This is a genomic window from Actinomycetospora sp. (assembly GCF_055612215.1).
The window spans coordinates 1-5205 of sequence record NZ_JBVPVA010001033.1; the positions used below are offsets into that span (position 1 = coordinate 1).

3 protein-coding genes are annotated in these 5205 nt (G+C 76.7%); all 3 read left to right on the top strand.

Annotated elements, in window-relative coordinates; all coding sequences use genetic code 11:
• Positions 1–195: 195 nt before the first annotated feature.
• Genes AC0CYZ_RS27970 through AC0CYZ_RS27980 form a run of 3 tightly spaced genes read left to right on the top strand, consistent with a single transcriptional unit; the run spans position 196 to position 5034 of the window.
• Entirely contained in the window at positions 196–3642 is a 3447-nt protein-coding gene (locus AC0CYZ_RS27970) for a BTAD domain-containing putative transcriptional regulator (protein ID WP_472221377.1), read from the top strand.
• Between the two features lie 21 nt (positions 3643–3663).
• Entirely contained in the window at positions 3664–3975 is a 312-nt protein-coding gene (locus AC0CYZ_RS27975) for a hypothetical protein (protein WP_472221378.1), read from the top strand.
• A gap of 27 nt (positions 3976–4002) precedes the next feature.
• Positions 4003–5034 (top strand): NAD(P)-dependent alcohol dehydrogenase, encoded by a 1032-nt coding sequence (locus AC0CYZ_RS27980; protein ID WP_472221379.1) that lies wholly within the window; start codon positions 4003–4005, stop codon positions 5032–5034.
• Positions 5035–5205 lie beyond the last annotated feature (171 nt).

The following is a 5205-nucleotide window of genomic DNA, read 5'->3' on the forward strand; positions in this document are numbered from 1 at the left end:
CCTCCTCGCAGATGGTCACCAGCTCGTCGAGCGCCTCGAACACCCGGTACACGTCGGCCACCTCCTGCGTTGACTCCGCAGGTCAGTGTGCGGCGCCCGCGCCCGGGGTCCGCGCATTCGCCCCCGCCCCGGCGTGTCCGCGCGACATCCGGCGGCACCTGGACACACCGGTGACCCTGACGTGACCCTGGTCACATGCACACGATGGTCCGGCTGCTCGGTCCGGTCGACGTGGTCGGGCCGACCGGCGAGGTGCGGCTGGGCGGCCCGAAGGAGCGGTGCCTGCTGTCCGTCCTGGCCACCCACCCGGGTCGGGTCGTGCCCGAGGACCAACTGGTCGACGCGCTCTGGGACGGGTCCCCGCCCCGCACGTCGAGCAAGACCCTCCAGAACTACGTCCTGCGCCTCCGCCGGCGTCTGGGGAGCGCGACGATCGTCACCTGTACACCCGGCTACCGGCTCACGACGATTCCGACGGACGTGGGCGCGGCACGCGCATCGATCGTGCGTGGCCGCCGCGAGGCCGCCGTCGGGGAGTTCGGCGCGGCGGTCCACGCCTTCGACGCGGCCCTGGCGCTCTGGCGGGGCCGGTCCCTCGCGGAGTTCGCCGACCGCCCCTTCGCCCGCGGCGAGGCGGCCGCCCTCGACGAGCTGCGCGCGACGACCGTCGAGGAGCGCACGTCCGCGCTGCTGGCCGCGGGCGACCACCCCGACGTCGTCGCCGAGTGCGAGAAGCTCGTCGCGGAGGAGCCGTTGCGCGAGCGCCGGTGGGCCCACCTGATGCTGGCCCTGTACCGGGACGGACGGCAGGGCGAGGCGCTCGACGCCTACCGGCGGCTGGCCGGGCTCCTGGGCGAGGAGCTCGGGGTCGACCCGGGGCCGGAGGTCCGGGCCCTGGAAGCCGCGATCCTGGCCCAGGATCCGGTCCTGCGGCCCGCGGCACCGTCGACCGGGCCGGGACCGGGACGGACCACGAGCACGACCAGGGCGGCGGCCTGCATCGGTCGCGACGCGGAGCTCGGGACGTTGCTCGAGCACCTGGCCGACGCCGAGGACGGGCGGGGACGGGTGACCCTCCTGTGCGGCGAGCCCGGCATCGGCAAGACCCGGCTCCTGGGCGAGCTGGCCGCACGGGCGACCGCCCGGGGCGCCCGCGTCCTGCGCGGTCGGTGCCCGGAAGCGGGCGGGCTCCCGTACCACCCGTTCGCCGAGGCGCTCGAGGCCTGCCTCGACGGAGCCGCTGCTCCGCCGGCCCTCCGGCCGCTGACCGACGGCGCGGTCCCGTCGGGCCGCCCGGAGCTGCGGCCGGACGAGCTGCGGTCACGGCTGCTCGACGCGATGGCCCGGTTCGTGACGGCGCGCAGTGCCGAGGCCCCGGTCGTGCTCGTCGTCGACGACCTGCACTGGGCCGACGACGGCACGGTCGCCATGGTGCGCCACGTCGCCCGTCACGCGGCCGACCACCGCCTGCTGGTCGTCGGCGCGTACCGCGGCAGCGAGGTCACCGGGGCGCACCCGCTCAGCGAGGCACTCGGCGCGCTCTGCGGCGAGACGGAGTGTCGGGTCGTCGGTCTCGGCGGACTGGACGTCGGGTCGATGCGACGGCTGGTGAGCGCCATGGCGGGTGCTCCCGTCGGTGCCGAACTGGTCGGGGCCATCGCCGCCGAGACCGGCGGCAATCCCCTGTTCGCCCGGGAGATCGTCACGCACCTGCGCGAGGACCGGCAGCTCCGCGTGGGGCCGGACGGGACGCTCGCGGCCTCGCTCCCGCTGACCACCGTGCCTGAGGGGGTCCGCCAGGTGATCGCCCGGCGGCGGCGTCGCCTGACGGTGAGGACGAACCGCCTCCTCGACCTCGCCGCGGTGGTCGAGGGCCCGTTCCCCTTCGACCCCGTCCGGCGGGCCGCAGGGCTCCGCGACGCCCAGGGACTCCTCGCCCTCGACGAGGCCCTCCAGGCCGATCTGATCGTCCCGGACGCCTCCCCGGACCGCTACGACTTCACCCACGCGCTCATCCGGCACGCGGTCCTCCGGGAGCTGAACCCGTCACGACGCCTACGGCTGCACCGGGAGCTCGCCGTCGCGCTCGCGGCCGCACGGCGCGCGGGCGTGCGGATCGGCGCAGCCGAGGTGGCGCTCCAGTACCACCGCGCGGCCTCCCTCCCGGGCTCCGCGGCCGGCGTCGCGCCCGCGGTCGAGGCCGCCGACCGGGCCGGGTCCATGGGCGCCCACGAGGAGCGGGCGGCCTTCCTGCGGATCGCCCTCGACCTGCTCCCGCCCGACGACCACCGGCGCGCGACGCTCCTCGCCCGCCGCGCCGACGCCCTGGCGTGGGCGCTCCGCTTCGACGAGGCCGTCGGGTCCGCGCGCGCCGCGCTCGCCGCCGGCGCGGGTGCCACGACGCGCGCGGAGGTGGCCACGGTGCTGGCGGCGGCGGGCAGCATCACCCACGCCTGGGCGCTCGCCGCCGACGGCGAGGCCCCGGCCGGCGGCGTCGACCCGGTCGGCCGGGCGTCGTTGACACTGCTCGACCTCGAACGCCGCGAGGCCGCGGACCCGGACCACCCCGGCATACCCCTGGACCTCCCGGGCCGGCGGGCGGCGCTGGAGACCCTGCACCGGTCGGGGCGACTCGCCCGCCGCGGGGACCTGGGCCGCTACGCCCTCGCCGCCGTGCACGGGCGCCGGGACCGGATCCCCGACGACGACGACCCCACCGTCGCCGCGTTCCTGCTCGGTGATTACGCCCGGGCGGTGCCCCGGTTCGCGCGGGACGCCGACGAGGCCGAGGCCGACGGCCGCCTCGCCTGGGCGGTGTACTCGCGCTCGGGCCAGGCCCGCTGCCTCGTCGCCGTCGGCCGGCTGACCGAGGCGACGGCCGCCCTCGAGCACTCCCGGCAGCTGGTCGCGAGGCTCCCGGGACTGCCCCTCGGTTGGCAGCTCCTCCACCACGAGGGCGCGGAGGACGCGCTGACCGCCGCCCTGGACGAGGGCTGGCCGGAGCGTCTGGCCCGCTTCGCGCGGTGGATGGCCCCCGCACCGGAGCGCCACTGGGGCAACGCCGGCATCACCAGCATCGGCGCCCGCGTCCGGGCGCGGGCGGGCCGGGTCGACGAGGCGCTCGCCCTGCTCCCGCGGCCCGTCCGGGCCCTCGACCTCGCCCCGGCCTGGGCCCCGAACTACGCGCGCACCGCATACGAGGTCGCCGAGACGCTGTGGCTCGCGGACCGCCGTGACCACCTCCCCGTGGTGGAGGCCGCGCTGCGGGACCGGGCGCTGCCGGCGGACTTCCGGTTCCCGATGACGGACTCCCGCCTGGCCCTCGCCCGGCTGTGCGCCCTCGACGGGCGCCCGGCGGAGGCGTCGCGGTGGTTCGACGCGGCGCGGGAGGTGCTGGAGGCCCAGGGGGCCCGGCCGCTGCGGGCCGTCGTCGACCACGACGAGGCACTCATGCACCTGCGGGCGGGCGACCGCGCCGCCGCCGAGCCGTGGGCCGACGCCGCGGCCGACGCGTTCGAACGGCTCGGCATGTCGGGATGGGCCCGCCGGCTGTCCGGGGCGGTGCGGCCGGGCCAGTCCGGGACGGCCGCGACCGCGCTGCGACCGGATCGCGACCGGCGCCCCCGACCCTGCGACCGCTGACCCGACCTCCAGGAGACGACCATGGCGACGGCATTCGTGTTCGACACCGACAGCATGGGCGAGAGCGACTACGACGGTCTGATGGCCGCGATGGGCCTCGCCGATCTCGACGCACCTCACCCGGACGGGCTGCTCGCGCACCTGGCGGGCGCCACACCGGGCGGAGGGTGGCGGGTGATCGACGTGTGGGAGACCGAGGCGGCGGCGGAGGCCTTCTACGGCTCGGACCGGTTCGCCCCGGTCCGGGACGCCGCGGACGCGGCCGGGATCACGAGCACGGCGTGGCCGCTGCACCGCGTGACGACACGGGACGCGTTCCGGGAACTGGTGTAGCTCGACCGGGCCGGGAGGACCGACACCATGAAGGCCGTCCGCCTCCACGCGTACGGGGAGCCGCTGCGCCTCGACGACGTCCCGGAGCCGACCGTCACCGGGCCGCACGACGTCGTCGTGCGGGTCACCGGGGCGGGACTGTGCCGCACCGACGTCCACATCCGCGACGGCTGGTTCGCGCCGGCCGTGCCGACGGAACTACCGCTCACGCTCGGCCACGAGAACGCCGGCCGGGTCCACGAGGTCGGGTCGGCGGTGGAGAACGTCGTCGTCGGCGACGCCGTCATCTGCCACCCCCAGCAGTCCTGCGGGACGTGCCCGGCGTGCCGGGTCGGCGACGACATGCGGTGCGCGGCCGGCCTCGTGTTCACCGGCCTGACCCGGCCCGGCGGGTTCGCCGAGCTGGCGAGGACGACCGACCGGGCCGTCCTGCGGCTCCCGGACACCCTCGAGCCCACCGCGGTCGCGCCCCACGCCGATGCCGGGCTGACCGTGATGCACGTGGTCCGCAAGGCCGTCCCGCTCCTCGGCCCCGGGACCCGGGTCGTCGTCGTCGGGATCGGCGGTCTCGGGCACATCGCCGTGCAGTGCCTCCGGTCGCTGTGCGCGTCCGAGGTGATCGCCGTCGACCCCGATCCCGAGGCGCTCCGGCTGGCGAAGGAGTGCGGCGCCCACCACGCCCTCACCCCGGACGCCGCGAGCGTCGAGGTCCCCCGGATCACCGGAGGTGGCGCCGACGCCGTCATCGACTTCGTCGGCGAGGGGGACGCGCCGGCCTCGTCGCTGGCGATGGTGCGCGCGGCGGGCACCTACTTCGTGGTCGGGTACGGCGGCGAGCTGCGCGTGCCCACGTTCGCCCTCGTGCTGCCGGAGATCAGCATCGTCGGGAACGCCGTGGGCACCCACGACGACCTGCGCGAGCTGATCGCCCTCACCGCGGGCGGCGGCATCGCCCTGCGGACCCGCACGTACCCGCTCGACGCGTTCGCCGACGCGGTGGCCGACCTCGAGAGCGGACGCATGCACGGCAGGGGGGTGCTCGTCCCCGGGAACCCCTAGAAGCCGGCGAGCCGTTCCGTCAGCGCCTCGAGCACGGCGGGCGTGAGGAACGCCGAGACGTCCCCGCCCCCGCGCGCGACCTCCTTGACCAACGAGCTGGAGACGAAGGTGTGCGCCGGGTCGGCGGTGAGGAAGACGGTGTCGACGCCGGTGAGGTGCCGGTTCATCTGC